The 14,186-nt window shown below is 64.9% G+C and carries 12 protein-coding genes; 5 read left to right on the forward strand and 7 right to left on the reverse strand.

Annotated elements, in window-relative coordinates; genetic code table 11:
• Positions 1-70: 70 nt before the first annotated feature.
• From ACFYWM_RS14665 to ACFYWM_RS14685, 5 genes are all read right to left on the reverse strand, one after another.
• The gene (locus ACFYWM_RS14665) at positions 71-475 is read right to left on the reverse strand and encodes a hypothetical protein (protein ID WP_389914050.1); all 405 of its coding nucleotides are present in this window, start codon (positions 473-475) and stop codon (positions 71-73) included.
• Positions 476-586: 111 nt separating this feature from the next.
• Positions 587-2,830 (reverse strand): tetratricopeptide repeat protein, encoded by a 2,244-nt coding sequence (locus ACFYWM_RS14670; protein WP_389914051.1) that lies wholly within the window; start codon positions 2,828-2,830, stop codon positions 587-589.
• A gap of 11 nt (positions 2,831-2,841) precedes the next feature.
• Positions 2,842-3,270 (reverse strand): hypothetical protein, encoded by a 429-nt coding sequence (locus tag ACFYWM_RS14675; protein ID WP_389914053.1) that lies wholly within the window; start codon positions 3,268-3,270, stop codon positions 2,842-2,844.
• Positions 3,271-3,363: 93 nt separating this feature from the next.
• Positions 3,364-3,957, reverse strand: a complete 594-nt coding sequence (locus tag ACFYWM_RS14680) for a DUF6879 family protein (protein WP_389914055.1) — start codon at positions 3,955-3,957, stop codon at positions 3,364-3,366.
• 112 nt (positions 3,958-4,069) lie between these two features.
• Positions 4,070-4,315 (reverse strand): hypothetical protein, encoded by a 246-nt coding sequence (locus ACFYWM_RS14685; RefSeq protein ID WP_389914057.1) that lies wholly within the window; start codon positions 4,313-4,315, stop codon positions 4,070-4,072.
• Positions 4,316-4,745: 430 nt separating this feature from the next.
• Here ACFYWM_RS14685 and ACFYWM_RS14690 point away from each other — a divergent pair, with 430 nt between their 5' ends.
• Positions 4,746-5,561, forward strand: coding sequence for a Scr1 family TA system antitoxin-like transcriptional regulator (locus ACFYWM_RS14690; protein WP_389914059.1), 816 nt, complete (start codon positions 4,746-4,748; stop codon positions 5,559-5,561).
• Positions 5,558-5,758, forward strand: a complete 201-nt coding sequence (locus tag ACFYWM_RS14695) for a DUF397 domain-containing protein (protein WP_389914061.1) — start codon at positions 5,558-5,560, stop codon at positions 5,756-5,758. Before ACFYWM_RS14690 ends, ACFYWM_RS14695 begins: the two co-directional genes overlap by 4 nt.
• A gap of 2 nt (positions 5,759-5,760) precedes the next feature.
• On the opposite strand, the gene ACFYWM_RS14700 is transcribed toward ACFYWM_RS14695, so the two are convergent.
• Positions 5,761-7,023 carry a restriction endonuclease subunit S gene (locus ACFYWM_RS14700; protein ID WP_389914063.1) on the reverse strand — a complete coding sequence of 421 codons (1,263 nt, stop codon included), beginning with the start codon at positions 7,021-7,023 and terminating at the stop codon, positions 5,761-5,763.
• Positions 7,016-9,457 (reverse strand): N-6 DNA methylase, encoded by a 2,442-nt coding sequence (locus ACFYWM_RS14705; RefSeq protein ID WP_389914065.1) that lies wholly within the window; start codon positions 9,455-9,457, stop codon positions 7,016-7,018. Before ACFYWM_RS14705 ends, ACFYWM_RS14700 begins: the two co-directional genes overlap by 8 nt.
• 256 nt (positions 9,458-9,713) lie before the next feature.
• On the opposite strand from ACFYWM_RS14705, the gene ACFYWM_RS14710 reads away from it, so the two are divergent.
• The 3 genes from ACFYWM_RS14710 to ACFYWM_RS14720 all read left to right on the forward strand — a co-directional run bounded on the left by ACFYWM_RS14710 (position 9,714) and on the right by ACFYWM_RS14720 (position 14,147).
• Positions 9,714-11,009, forward strand: a complete 1,296-nt coding sequence (locus ACFYWM_RS14710; RefSeq protein ID WP_389914067.1) for an ATP/GTP-binding protein — start codon at positions 9,714-9,716, stop codon at positions 11,007-11,009.
• 83 nt (positions 11,010-11,092) lie between these two features.
• On the forward strand, positions 11,093-11,722 hold the full coding sequence (locus ACFYWM_RS14715) for an RloB family protein (RefSeq protein ID WP_389914069.1): 630 nt from the start codon (positions 11,093-11,095) through the stop codon (positions 11,720-11,722).
• Positions 11,723-11,741: 19 nt separating this feature from the next.
• Entirely contained in the window at positions 11,742-14,147 is a 2,406-nt protein-coding gene (locus tag ACFYWM_RS14720; protein ID WP_389914072.1) for an N-6 DNA methylase, read from the forward strand.
• Positions 14,148-14,186: the final 39 nt, after the last annotated feature.

The following is a 14,186-nucleotide window of genomic DNA, read 5'->3' on the forward strand; positions in this document are numbered from 1 at the left end:
CCCTTCCCGGATCGCCGGTCCACATTAGTCAGGTCCGCGGCTGTCGTGGGGTGTGTACGGCTTCGCGAGGTCAGACCGGCTCGGCGGACGGCTCCGCAACGGTGGAGGTCCCGGCGCGTTCCGGCCGCCGGGCACGCAGGATCTCCCGTACCCGGGCCACGTCGTGGGCGGCGGTGGCGGGGGTCTCGGCTGGGCAGTAGGAGTAGGTCCGGTGACCGATCCGGTCCGTCTCACCGGTCCACCAGCGGTAGCAGCGCCCGTCGGTCAGCACGAGCAGGTCGGTCCAGACGCTGACCAGCGCCACCCCGAATCCCGCGTGCACGTCGGCGGGCACCCACAGGTCCGCCAGAGCGGCCCGTAGCCGCTCGGCGGCCCTCACAGCCGGTGTGTCCCAGGGAGTCCGGGACGGCTCGATCTCCTGCGGGCCGGGAGAGTAGGGGCGGAGGCGGCCCATGTCATGCGGTGTTGGGTTCACCCCTCTCACGGTGGTGGTGGCTTGCCCCGGTGAACAGCGAACCGGTCAACACGGCCGGGCAGTGGGAACGGAGGCCGCCTGCCGTGCGACCCTGTGGAATCCGCCGGGAGGTCAGTGCCGCCTGAGCTCCTCAAGCGCCGCTTCGCTCTCCTTCGTCAGAGGATGGTCCGCTCCGAGTCTCGCCCGCTGCCCTCGTACGATCGTCAGGATCTCCCGCTCCGCGGCCTCCAGCTCACCGTTGCCCGTCAGCGCCGCGGCCAGACCGCGACGGATGGTGAGCGAGTTGGGATGGTCCTCGCCATAGACGCGGGTGTTCGCGGTGAGGATGCCGGTGTACGCCGCTATGGCGGCGCCGAACATCCCGCGTTCACGCAGGGTCTCGGCGATCTCGTAACGGATGTCGAGGGCGTTCAGGTCGTCCTCGCCGAAGTTCCTCTGCCACGCGCGGAGAACCTCCCGGTAGCCCGCCTCCGCCTGCTCGTACCGCCCCTGGTCGCGAAGGGTCCGGGCGAGGTTGAGCGCGGACACGATGGTGTCCGGATGATCCTCTCCCAGGACACGCTGTGCGGTCGCCACGATGGAGCGGAACGCCGTCTCGGCCTCGGCGTGGCGTCCGCCCTCCCGGATGGTGCGGGCGAGGTTGATGCGGACGCTCAACGTGTCGGGGTGCTCCTCGCCCAGAACACGGGAGGCGACCGCGAGAACGGCGAGGAGCTGTCGCTCGGCCTCGGAGTTGTGGCCGTTCTCCCGGACAGCGCGGGCCATCCTGTTACGGATGTCGAGGACGTCCGGGTGCTCGTCGCCCAGCAGCGGGCGTACCACGTCCAGGATGGACCGGAAATCCGTGACCGCCTGGTCGTAGAGACCCGCCATGTAGCGATACCAGGCGACCCTGCGAGCGGGCAGCGTCGCGCTCAGGGCGGTATCGGGGCGGATGGTCTCATCGTCACGGATGAGATCCAGCAGACCGAGGCAGTGCCCGGCGAGCGCGGCCCAGACGTTCCAGTCGTCGGCGTCGTCGGTGTCCAGCTCGCCCGTCGCGGCATCCAGGAGGTCGGCGAGCAGGGCCCGGAACCTTTCGAGCTCTCCGGAACCCCTGAGGTTTCCCCGGGTCACCGTGCGTACCAACGGGTGCATGTCGAGTGTCGCGATCCGGCGTGACACCGGGACACCTGACGCGCCCGGATCGCCGATGCCGGGATCGAGCGAGATGACACCGAGCCCGGAGAGGGCCTTGAGGGAGCCGCTCAGCCGCCTGGCGACAGCCCCGGCGAAGAGCGGGCTGCGTTCCAGCGCCTCGGGCCGGAGCACGAGCCGGTACGGCAGCGGCGACGACGCGCAGCAGGCCAGCAGCCGCATGAGCGGCCCCGCGAGATCGTGTCCCTGCTGGGCGAGCAGTTCGACGGACATCTCCCACGTCGTCGTGAGCGCGCGGCGCCCGTCATGGAATTCCTCGGAACCGGGTTCGTCCATGGTCAGATCCTGGAGACGTCGTTCGTAGGTGCTTCGGTAGCCGGAGAAAGATCCGGTCGAGTCCGGGGCGGGAAATGGGTCGGCGTTGGCACAGCTCAGATAGCGGCCCACCAGTTCCAACGCCAGCGGGAGCCCGCCCATGGCGGCGGCCAGCTCACGCGCCGCCTGGGGAGGCCCCGCGTCGGGCGCGAGGTCCATGAGCACGGCCGCCCCGACCTCCGGCGCCAGGGAGGTGACCTTGTGCATGCTCATCCAGGAGGCCCACCGCTCCACTCGCCCGTCCCGGCTCGTGATCAGCACGGTTCCGTACGGGGTGGCCGGCGGTCGTACCCAATCAGTGCCGTCCTCCAGGGTGCGGTCCTCTCCAGAGAGCACGCGCGGGTCGTCGGCGTTGTCGATGACGAGGAGCCAGGGCGTCGAGCGGGAGTTCAGGGCGCGCCAGAGCACGTCCGACGGGTGGGCGTGATCGAAGTCCGAGTCCAGCGCGCCCGCGTCGAAGGCGACCGCGTGGAGCGCGGCCCGGGTGCCGTCCGGGCTACCGGCGCGCACCCACCACGTCGTGGTTCCTCTCTCCGCGGCGCTGTGGGCGAGGGTCTGGACGATCGCGGTCTTTCCCACCCCGCCCATTCCGTGAACGAGAACCACTCTCGGGCGCCGCGCGGGGGTCCAGATGAGCCCGTCGATCTCCGACAGCAGGTCGTCGCGACCTCGGAGCCCGGCCGCGAAGGCCCGCCGCTGCGGCACGGCGAGGGGCGGTGCGGAGGAGGCCACTGAGCGCGCCTGCGCGGCCCCGACGAACGTGTTGTACTGCACCCCGCTCCGTTGGACCGCCTGCTGTGCGCTTCCCGCCGCCTCGGCGTGCTGGCTGTCGCCGGGCCGCATCGTCGTCCTTGTCAGTCGCGTTTGAAGGTGTTGGTCTGGACGCCGGTGTACTGGACCGCCTGCTGGGCCTCTCCCTCGGCGTGGGCGTGCTGGTCGCCGCTGACACTCTCGATGTCGACGGTGGGGGCGAACTCCGCGATGAGCGAACGTGTTTCCTCGGCGGCGACCGGGTCACCGGCCATCGCCTCCACGAGCAGCGCGGAGACGCGCTCCCGCTGGGCCGCCACGATCGCGGGACGGTCGCTGCCCGAGGCCTGAAGGATCGCCGCCCGCACCTCGTCCATCACCTCGCCCTGGATGACTTCCCTCTGATCGTCACCGCGGCCGAGGATGCGCGCGACACGGTCACGGAGGGCCTGCCACGCGTCGCTCGTGACACTGGAGACGATCGCCGTCGCACCCGCCGAGGCGAGGGCGACCAGCAGTTCAGTGGAGGCCACGGCGACACTCCCACCTCGAAGGGTTGCGTGCTCGCATCGCGGAGGTGATCGGAGGAAAGATGGGGCATGTCCCGAGGGATGAAACGCCTGTCCTCATATGACGGATCGGTAGATCGGGCTTTCCAGCATCGGCACGGACCTCTCAATCAGTTCGTCGGACAGCTCCGCGTATTTGGCGACCAGGGCTGGACTGTCCACGAGCCTGGCCTCCCTGACGCGTGCGGTGGCCTCGTCGTAGATCAGCGCGACCACCCGGGTGTCGTCGTACAACACGTAATCCGATATTCCCGAGTCTGACAAGAGTCGCCGGATGTCGCGGGAGTCGACGAACCGTATGTCCTCCCCGCACTCGATGTCCGCCAGGTAGGCGGGGATCTCGTAGTTGACGAGATAGGAGCTCAGCGGGAGGTCGCATATCCGGATGCGGACCATGGATATGCCTCGCCGTCTCGCCAGGGTGTATATCTCCTCCTGGCCCCTGACCATCTCCTGGACCAGCTTCCTGGCGGTGGCGAAATCGCCGTTCCTGAAAGCTCGATAGCCCTCGAAGTCGGACTCGTCGTATTCCTGGAGTCGTTCCACCTTCACCCATCGTGATCGGAGCTCGCTGAAAAACCTCCCGAAATCATCCACATGGCCGTCCGTGGTGGAGAGCTCGGTGGATTCAGCCGGGGGATAGATCTTCAATGCCCATGCTCCTTCTGGTCGGTCGTGCCTGCCGTGCTACGGGCAGCCGAGGCGGCGGGAAGGGGCAGGCCGCGTGCCGGCGCTCCTGGGCGGGCCGCCTGCCGGAGAGCGGTCATTCCAGGGGGATGTTCTCGCGGGCCTTGACCAGCACGTGTCGTGGCAGGACCACGATGGCCTCACCGGGGTCCAGGAAGGCGTCCGGGGGAAGCAGCGGTTGGAGCTCGGCCGTCCGCTCCAGTCCGATGACCGCGAAGTCGCCGCTTTCCAGCTCCCAGATGTCAGGGCAGTTGTTCGCCCCCGCGCTTCCGTTACCGCCGCCGTCTCCGTGAGGATGAGGGCCGATGCGACGCACGAACATGCTTTCCCTCCGATTATCTGTCCGATGTGCGGGGTAGGAATGGCTCCGTATTTTGTCATCGGGAAATGCTTGGGTCAACATTTGGATGAATAGAGCAAGCCGTTATATGCATGCTCTTGTGACTCATTCGCGCATTATCAGGTGATCGAAGGTGAATCTCGCCCATCCTGGCGCAGTAGGCGTCACCTTTACCGTCACATACTTCATCGAGTAGCCGGTCGATTACGGCATTCCGGTCACAAATGCCGGATCCCATCGGGTGTGCCATCTGGCGCCGATGGCCAGACGGTTTCCTCTTCACAGTCCGCCCCTGTGGCGCTACGGTGTGTAGCGATACGAACACGGAGTCGTATGTGGTCACTTCGATCGTTCTGCAGTTTGGATCACTCCGGGACGGTGATGTGGCCGGGCACGGTCGAAGGAGAGCGCGATGCCCCCAGCGCGTGAGCTTGATCCGGGCGCGAGCCCAGTGGCGTTCTTCGGAGCCGAGCTCCGGCGCTACCGGACCGAGCGGGCCTGGTCCCAGGAGAAACTGGCCGAGCAGATCAACTATTCGCTCGCCCTGGTCGGAATGATCGAAAACGCCAGACGCGTCCCGTCGCGCGACTTCACCGCCCGGTGTGACGACGTCCTGGAGACGGGGGGTGCCCTGTCACGGCTGTGGCCCCTGCTGAGCAGGGAGGCGTATCCGACGTGGTTCCGGCCATTCGTGGAGCTCGAACGCGAGGCGACAAGCCTGAAGGGCTATGAGCCTTTGGTGCTTCCGGGGCTATTTCAGATCGAGGATTACGCCAGGGCCATGCTTGTAGGAGGGCGTCCTGGAGACACTCCTGAACAGATCGACGAGATGGTGGCTGCGAGGCTGGAGCGACAGGCGATTCTTGAGCGGAGTGATCCTCCGGTTTTCTGGGTTGTTCTCGATGAAGGAGTGCTGCATCGGGCAATTGGTGGACCTGAGATCATGCAGAGGCAGCTCGAACACCTTGTGAAGCTCGGCAGACATCCCAGGATCACGATTCAGATCGTGCCGAAGGAGGTGGCTGCTCATCCAGGGCTCGCGGGTGCCTTCGTCATCGCGGGTTTCCGAAACGGGCCGGATGTCGTTTACTTGGAGACGGCGGCACATGGCCACCTCGTCCAGCGTCGCGAAGACATTGAGACGGTCGCATACGTATTCGACGCCCTCCGTGCGGAGGCACTCCCGCAGAGGGCGTCGCTGGAGCTTATAGCGAGGATGATCGCATGATAGATCTGACCGGAGCTGAATGGCGGAAGTCCAGTCGTAGCAGCACCAACGGTGGGAACTGTGTGGAGGTTGCCAGTAATCTAGAGGGCCTTGTAATTATTCGTGATAGCAAGGACCCAGGCGGGCCGGTACTTCTTTTTGCACCTTCTGCATGGAGAAATTTTTTGAATGAAATAAAAGAAAAAGGTGTTAAATAAATTTACGTGGTCAATGATACGCGAACATATCCCGTTAGAAGATCGTCTATAAGCCCTTGTTTTAGTAAGTCGAGATGAGAGCTTTCCTGATCAAGCAAGGCGATTTTGGTGCGAAATTCACCGTCGACCTTAACTATTTTCTCCATCTCTTCGCGCCGGGGAACCGGAATCAATATATTTTTGATGGATTCTTGACTGATGTTCTTCATGCTGCCACTAGTTCCCGTAGCAGCTACCGTTATTTGTCGGCGCACTTCGGTGATTCCAAGCATTAGATTAACATAATCTGTCGATGCGAGCCGATTTTCGACGTGCAGTCGCAAGGTCTTGTCGCAAAGCATGATTTTTTGCGGAGTCTTTTCAACAATACAGGCGAGTCCAACCAGTTCGACGGTGTTTGCGCGGCTCATCAAAAGATCTCCTGGCTGCACACATAGCGCCTTGTTGAATAGGGTCGGATCGCGAACAACTTTGTTCTCCTCGGGGGAAAAGTGATCCTGGCGGATTGAGCTCACTTTTAATACTCCCCATTGCCCTGGCCCTGCGGGAGTGTCTTCAAGTTCAGGGCTCTTTCCGGCATCAATCTTGTAGACATAATCACTTAACCTGTTTATCGTCCAATCTCCTATCCGCTTACTATGGATGGAAGAAAGCTGGGAGGCCTCTAGTTTGGACAAAGGGGCAAGTCCTGGATTAATTGCTTGACGTAGAACAGCTTGGCGGGCGGCTTTCAGCTTAGTGATTATTTTTTTAGTTGCTTGTTGACGTGCGCTGACAGTGTCAAGTATTTCAGCTATCTGCTCTTGCTCGCCTATTGGGGGGAGTGCGAGGTGAAATTGATCAAGCTCGTCGCGGTTTATTTTTGGAATGCCACTACGACCGGATGAAGCGTGCGCAAAACGGGAAAATCTCTCGCCAAGAATTACGGAAAGTAGGTATTGTGAATTGATTTCAGGAGATGGCCTTAAGGGGTACATGTCTGCGGAGCACAAGCCGTCAAATGTTACCAGGGTGGCTTTCCGGAGTGCTGGACGAATTTTGCTATAGACAACATCGCCTGGCTGAATCACATACTTTCCGCTAATGGCTCCTTGTTCTTCGGCGGTTTTGACCTCAAGGAGTCGTCCCGTCCCGGACTCAATGTGATCAGGAGCGATAAGAGGCTGTTTCAAGTATGGAAGTTGAAGAGGGCTGACCTGGCCGCTCGGTAGTGTGACGACATCTGTAAGCTTTCGCCAGGTCCAGCCCTCGGGAAGCTCACACATAGTTGAGCTCCTTGAGGTGAGCGTCCAGGCGGGCAGCGGCGGTTTTGCGGGAGGCTTCGATATCGCGGAGGGTGATCGCGTACTTGTCGGCCCAGGTACGGTAAGCGCTGGCGCTTACCCGGCGGCGGGAGGAGACCTTTTCCTCCAGACGTCGTCTCAGGCCATTCTCGAAGATCTGGAGAACCAGGCCCCGTTCCGCGTCAGGGTTGAGCAGGTGGACAGCCGCCGTGAGTTGCTCAACGAAGACGTTCTCCAACCGGCGAATCCTGCCCCGTACTGCGGACAGCTCCGTTTTCAGCTTCTTCAACTCGGTGGCACTGATCGTCTCCTCGGGCTCTTCGACGTCGTCATCGGCCGGCGTCGCGGTGGCAGCCTTGATCTGAGAGTCCAGCTCCGCCCGGCGCGACTCCTCGGCCTCCAGGGCGTTCAGATAGTCGGGGATGACCAGCTCGACCATGGGGTGCTGCCTGGCCTTGCGGCGCTCGGCGGCCATGCGCTGCTTGTCCCCGGGGCTGTTGTCGCTATCGCTATCGCTGGCGAAAGCGCTTGCGATAGTCGACAGCCAACTTTCCACCACGCCGCCGAAGTTGTTTTGCGCCAGCGTTCGCATGTCGAACTGGACACCGCCCCACCAGGAGGCGGTCACCCCCGCCAGCTCGAACCGGTCGAGCACGCCCAGCGGTCCCAGCTCGGACACGAACAGGTCCAGCAGCTCGGTCCGGGCCTTCATCGGGTGGCCGCTCTCGGGCAACCCGACCACGATCTCGGAGTGCTTTCCCCACCATGCGTCGAACGCCTCGGCGAACCGTCTCTCCGTCGGGGAGGCCAGCTCCGGGATCCGGGCCGCGGCCGCCTCCCAGCCCTCGGGGGGGAAGTCGTAGTAGTCGGCGTCCCGCTCCACGAACAGCTCCGCCACGTCCACGCCGAGCGCGTCGAACAGTGGGCGCCGGTCGCGGACCTCCGACTTGGGCACCCCGCCGTGCAGGTGGGCCCGGACGTCCTGCGGCTCCGGCGGGGGAGTGTTGTCGACGTAGCGCCGGATGTTGAGGTTGAAATCGTTCTCCCGCAACTCCTCGACGTCCACCACGCGGGCGAAGCCGGGGATGTCGCGGTAGTCGCCAAACACGGAGACGATCTTCTCGGCGTGCTCGGGGTCGAGGTAGTTCTGCGCGCGGCCGGAGGTGTACTCGCGGTCGGCGTTGATGAACAGGACCTTGCCGCGCCGGTCGGGGTCACGCTGGGCGCTGCCGCGCAGGATCAGCACGCAGGCCGGGATGCCGGTGCCGTAGAAGAGGTTGGGGGCCAGGCCGATCACGGCCTCCAGCCGGTCGTCCTCGACGATCCCCTGGCGGATTCTCCCCTCCTCGCCGCCCCGGAACAGCACGCCGTGCGGCATGACCACCGCGCCGACGCCGTTCGGGGCGAGCACCGCCAGCACGTGCTGGGCGAACATCAGGTCGGCCTTCTTGCCGCTCTCCGGTGCCCAGCCGTACTTCTCGAAGCGCTCCTTGTGCTCCATGCCGGTCTTCTCGTAGTTCTGGGAGAAGGGCGGATTGGTGAGGACGCGGTCGAACTGGAGGAGATGGCCGTCGTCGGTGACGTGCAGCGGGCGGGCCAGGGTGTCGTCGTTTCGCAGGTCGGCGTTGAGGATGCCGTGCAGGATCATGTTCATCTTGGCGACGGCCCAGGTGTTGCCGTTGTACTCCTGCCCGAACAGCGACAGGTCGCGATGGTCACCCCCGTGCTCCTCAACGTACTCCAGCGCGTGGATCAGCATGCCCCCCGATCCCGCGCACGGATCGTAGATCCGCATCCCCTGCCGGGGCCTGACGAGCTGGGTCAGCATCCGGACCACGCCGCGCGGGGTGTAGAACTCCCCGCCCTTCTTGCCGGCCGAGTCGGCGAACTCGCCGATCAGGAACTCGTACGCCGCGCCGAGGAGGTCGGGGAACTCGAAGTCGGCGTTGCGCAGCCGGTAGCGGTTGAAGTGGTCGACCAGCTGGTGGAGCTTGCGGTCACTGAGGGCCGCCGCGCCGCTGCGGCGGTTGAAGTCGATGTGCCCGAGCACGCCGCCCAGGGCGGCGGCGTTCTCCTCCTCAAGCCTCCCCAGGGCGACGTTGAGCGTCTCGCCGAGATGGGGGGCACGGGACTTGCCTCTGATCCACTTCCAGCGGGACTCCGGTGGCACGTAGAAGTCGCGGGGGTAGAAGAACGGCTTGTCGGAGATCTCCAACGCCTGCTCCCGGGACGCCCCCTCGGCCATCCGCTCCTCGATCACCTTCTCGCGGACCGCGTCGAACTGGTCGGAACACCGTTTCAGGAACAACATCCCGAAGATGTAGTCCTTGAACTCCGAGGCGTCCATCTTGCCCCTGAGGATGTCAGCCGCCCCGTACAGATGGCGCTCCAGTTGCGGGAGCGTCAGCTTGGCCACGTGGTGAGTCCTTCCTTGCTGGTAGTACGCGATGTGAGGGTAGTCCTTTCGGCGGACATTTCATGCCATAAAGATCCAATCCGCGCCAGCCCTCGTTCGCGTGCCCCCAGTGTGCCCGGTGGACACGGATCGTGACGGCTCATTCTCTCAACGTGATCGCAGCTGATAGGCTGGACCGAGTTTTATGGCTTTCTATGTAGGTTTTCTACGCGAAAGCATCTAAGATGGATTCAAGACCCGTGCTAGGGGGCTTTCCATGCTCTTGAGATTCAGAGCGGCCAACCACAGGTCGTTCCGCGACGAGTTCGAGTTCCACCTGACCGCCAGCAAGTTCAACCAAGGCTCGGCCCGTTCCGCGGGCCTGCCGGAAGATTCTGATCTGTCGTACGTCCCGTCGGGCGTGATCTACGGGGCGAACGGCTCGGGCAAATCCAACGTCATCGGGGCGATGCGGTGGATGCAGCAAGCCGTGCTCCACTCCGTCGACCAGTGGTCGGTGAGTTCGATCGACGACGACTGGCGGCGCCGCAGTCCGGTGCCGCGCGAGGCGTTCATGCTCGATCTTGAAGGGCGCCTGCGCACCTCGTACTACGAGGTCGACTTCGTCGTCGGCGGCGACCGCTTCGTCTACGGATTCGAGGTCTCCGACGAACGGGTGGAGGCCGAGTGGCTGCACGCCTATCCAAAGGGCCAGGCACGCAGGCAGGTCTGGTTCGAGCGGGAGGCCGACGCGACCGAGCCGTTCCGCTTCCCCGGCGAAGGGCTGAAAGGTGCCAAGGAGAGTCTCGTGCCCCGGACGAAGGCCACGGCACTCTTCCTCACCGTCGCCGCCGACTACGACCACCCGCAGCTTTCTCCGCTGCGTGACTGGTTCCGGGGAAACTTCTGGTGGGTCAGCATGGGCCATGACCAGCAGGCCCGGCGCGACTTCACCGGCTCGATGCTCCGCGACCCGGTTCGCAGGCGGCAGATCGCGGCATTGCTGAAAGTCGCCGACCTCGGGATCTCCGGTGCGGAGGTCGACTACGAGCTGGGCGAACCGCGCATCCGGCTCATCCATGAGGGGGTTTCGGGGCCGACCCCGATGGACTTCCACGACGAGTCCGCCGGCACCCAGTCGTGGTTCGCCTTCATCGGCCCCATGCTGGAGGCGCTCGACACCGGCGCGCTCCTGCTCGTCGACGAGCTGGACGCGTGCCTGCACCCCCTGCTCGCCGCCGAGGTGATGCGGACCTTCCGGAGCGAGAAGGCGAATCCCCACCACGCCCAGTTCGTGGCCACCCTGCACGACACGACACTGATCAGTGGGCTGCATCCGCAGCAACCGCTCGACCGCGACCAGGTATGGATCACGGAGAAGGCCGCCGGAGGCCGCTCCGAGCTCTACCCGCTGACCGACGCCCGCCCCCGCAAGGGCGAGCCGCTGGCCCGGCGCTACCTGTCCGGTGCGTACGGGGGTATTCCTCGTGTGCACAGCGGGGACGTCGCGGACACGATCGCGTACGTACCGGACGACGATGTACGCGCCGAGCCGCAGGGGTGCCGCGCGTGAGCCGCCGAAGTGCCATTCCCGGGGGAGATACACGGCCGGGTCGCAAACTGGGGATCGACCGGTCGCAGCGGACCCTGTACGTCGTGTGCGAGGGGGAGACCGAAGGCGACTATCTCGGTCTCCTGGAAGAGAAGTTCGGCAAGGAGATGCGGTTTCATATCAACCCCTACACCAGAGCAGAGGGCTTCAAGCCTCTTGACGCGGTCGAACGCGCGATAGAGGAGCGAAAGAGGCTCTACCGGACCGATCGTGAGAACGTCTGGGTCATGATCGACCGCGACGAGCACGTCGACATCGAGCGGGCCGTCGTCCTCGCCAGGAAAAACAAGATCAAGGTTGCTTTTTCCCACCCCTCCTTCGACCTGTGGCTCTGGCTGCATTTCGCTCCCGGCCGTCCTACCGGTCAAGGAGGGAACAGCTCCTATCTGGTCTCCAAACTTCAGGGGGTCACCGGATTCGAGGGCTATGCCCCGAAAAGGGACAAACGACTTCTCGCTCCCGTCCGCCGGGACGCGCTCTCGGCCGGCATCAGCCAGGCGATCAAGCTGGCCAGAAAGCTGGATGCTGATTGCGAGAACGGTCTGTGCGGCCCGGACCGCGTCGCCGCCGACGGCAGGCACGAGCCGCATCACGAGAGCTGCCCGATCCTGAAGCGGGATCCCTCCACCGGGGTCTACGTCATGCTGGAAAGTCTCGGATTCACCACCGCCTAAACCCGGAGAGCTCCCCCTCGTGTCCAGGGTCACCCTCGTCCAGCTCGAAAACCTGCTTCTCGAAGCCGCGAACGGCCTCGGCAAGCTCGACATCTCCGCCAAGCGCAACTACGTCTTCGCGTTGCTGCTGATCAAAAGATGTTCCGACGTGTTCGAGCGGTCCTGGCAGGACCAGTACGACGCCGAACTCGCCCGCAGTAACGATCCGGGGGAGGCGACGGAGGCCGCCGACGACCCCGAGGCCTACGGCACAGAGGTCTTCGTCCCCCCCGATTCACGCTGGGCCAAGCTCGTCGCGCGGAGCACGAAGATGGGCGGCCACCTCAACGCAGCCCTGCACGGCCTGGAGCGGCACAACGAGGATCTCGACGGGGTGCTCAGGCACGTCGACTTCAACCAGGCACCCGACGGGACCCAGCTCAAGGACTCGACCCTGGTTGAGCTCGTCCGGCTGTTCGCCCGGCTCCGGCTGGCGGACGAGGACCTTGAGTTCCCCGACCTGATCGGGCTCGCCTACGAGAAGGTGCTGCGGGCCTTCGCCGAGAGCGTCGACTCCAAGGGCGGCGACTTCTACACGGCCCGCTCGGTGGTGCGGCTGATGGTCCGTCTCGCCGCCCCCCGCCCCCGCGACTCCGTCTACGACCCCTGCGCGGGCTCGTGCGGCATGCTCGTCTACGCCCGTGAGCACGTCGCCGACCACCACCCCGGCCAGGCACACACGATCTCGCTCGCCGGGCAGGAGCTGTCGACGTCACACTGGGCGGCCGGCCGGATGAACCTGCTGCTGCACGGCATCCGCGACGCCGACGTCAAGCTGGGTGACACCCTGACCGAGCCTCGACACCTCGACGGCGGATCGCCCCGGCGCTTCAACCGGATTCTCAGCAACCCGGAGTTCTCCTGGAAGGACTACGACCCGGCAGCCGCGAGCTCGCACGACTACCGGCGGTTCGACCACGGCACCTCCCCGAGCGCCGACCTGATGTTCGTCCAGCACATGGTGGCCTCGCTCGCCGACGACGGTGTGGCCGTCACCGTCATGCCGCACGGCGTGCTGTTCCGTGACCGCGTCGAGAAGGAGATCAGGGAGAGCCTGCTCCGCGCCGACGCCATCGAGGCGGTGATCGGACTGGGGGCCAACATCCTGCACGGCACCGGCATCCCCATCTGCCTGCTGATCCTACGCGCCCCCGGTCACAAACCCGCGCACTCCCGGGGCAAGGTCCTGTTCGTCAACGCCGACCGCGAATACCGGCGCGGGCGCAAGCAGAACATCCTCGGGGAGGAGCACGCCGAGAAGATCGTGCGGATCTATGAGGAATGGCGGGAGGTCGGCGGCTTCTCCCGGGCGGTGCCGGTGGACGAACTGCTTGACGACGGAGCCAACCTGAACATCCGCAGGTGGGTCGACAACACGCCGGAGCCGGAGCCGCAGGACGTCTCCGCCCATCTCTACGGCGGCATTCCCCGCGCCGAGGTCGAGGCGCTCACTCCCGTCTTCGCCGCCTACGGCCTTGACCCAGGCGCCTTCTTCGCCGATCCGGGTGACGGCTACCTCGACTTCCTGCCGGAAGGTCACCAAGCCACCGCGGCCCGCGTGGACAGCCTGGCGGGCGACCGGGAAGAGGTCTTCCGGGCCGCCGTGGACACCTGGTGGCGCGAGCACGCCGTACTGCTGAAGGAACTACCGAACGGTGGTGCTTCGATGGCCGCCAGGGCGTCGCTCATCTCCTCCTTCTGCAAGACGGTCGACTCCGTCCCACTGCTGGACGAGTTCACCGCCGCGGGCATCGTCGCCGAATGGTGGGCCGACAACCTGGCCGATGTGAAGGTGCTCGCGGCTCAGGGGTCGGCACATCTGGCCGAAGCCTGGGGGGCGAGCGCGGTGGCGGCCCTCCCTGTCCGGCGGGTGCGGGGCAAGTCCAAGCCGACGACCGGGGCCGAGTGGCGAGCGGTCCGTGAGCGTCCCTTCGTCCAGCGGCTGCTTCCTTGGTACGCCGAGCAGGCCACGGCGGCGGAGGTGGCCCACGCCACCCTCGATGCCGATGTGAGGATCGCTGAGGAGGAGGGCGTTACCGCGGCCGACCTGAAGAAACTGAAGAACGATCGTGACGCCGCGGGCAAGGCGGTCGACGCTGTCGCGATGCTCCTTCGGAGCCTCATCATCACCGAGATCGATGGGATAACTCCCGAGCGGGCCGGGCAACTGGTCGTCGACGTGTTCGGGCAGGACGTGGCCGCCCGGATCGAGGTGTGCCTGGAGGGCGCCAGGCGCGAACTGACCGCCGGTTTCCAGAGGCTCGCGGACAAGTACGAGACCTCGCTTGAGGACCTGGAACGCGAGCGCGACGAGGCTGCGGCCCGTCTCGCCGCGCATCTGCATGCTCTGGGATATCCGCGCAGAAAACACCAGCGAACACCGTGAACCAAGCGATAGATTCGTAAGTCACAATTTACTCAGAAG

It is taken from the genome of Streptosporangium sp. NPDC002721, from assembly GCF_042888905.1.
Classification (GTDB): Bacteria; Actinomycetota; Actinomycetes; order Streptosporangiales; family Streptosporangiaceae; genus Streptosporangium.

Coding starts and splice junctions, on each gene's coding strand:
- ACFYWM_RS14685 (WP_389914057.1), bottom strand. CDS start 4,315: ATGTTCGTGCGTCGCATCGGCCCTCATCCTCACGGAGACGGCGGCGGT.
- ACFYWM_RS14690 (WP_389914059.1), top strand. CDS start 4,746: ATGCCCCCAGCGCGTGAGCTTGATCCGGGCGCGAGCCCAGTGGCGTTC.
- ACFYWM_RS14700 (WP_389914063.1), bottom strand. CDS start 7,023: ATGTGTGAGCTTCCCGAGGGCTGGACCTGGCGAAAGCTTACAGATGTC.
- ACFYWM_RS14710 (WP_389914067.1), top strand. CDS start 9,714: ATGCTCTTGAGATTCAGAGCGGCCAACCACAGGTCGTTCCGCGACGAG.
- ACFYWM_RS14695 (WP_389914061.1), top strand. CDS start 5,558: ATGATAGATCTGACCGGAGCTGAATGGCGGAAGTCCAGTCGTAGCAGC.
- ACFYWM_RS14670 (WP_389914051.1), bottom strand. CDS start 2,830: ATGCGGCCCGGCGACAGCCAGCACGCCGAGGCGGCGGGAAGCGCACAG.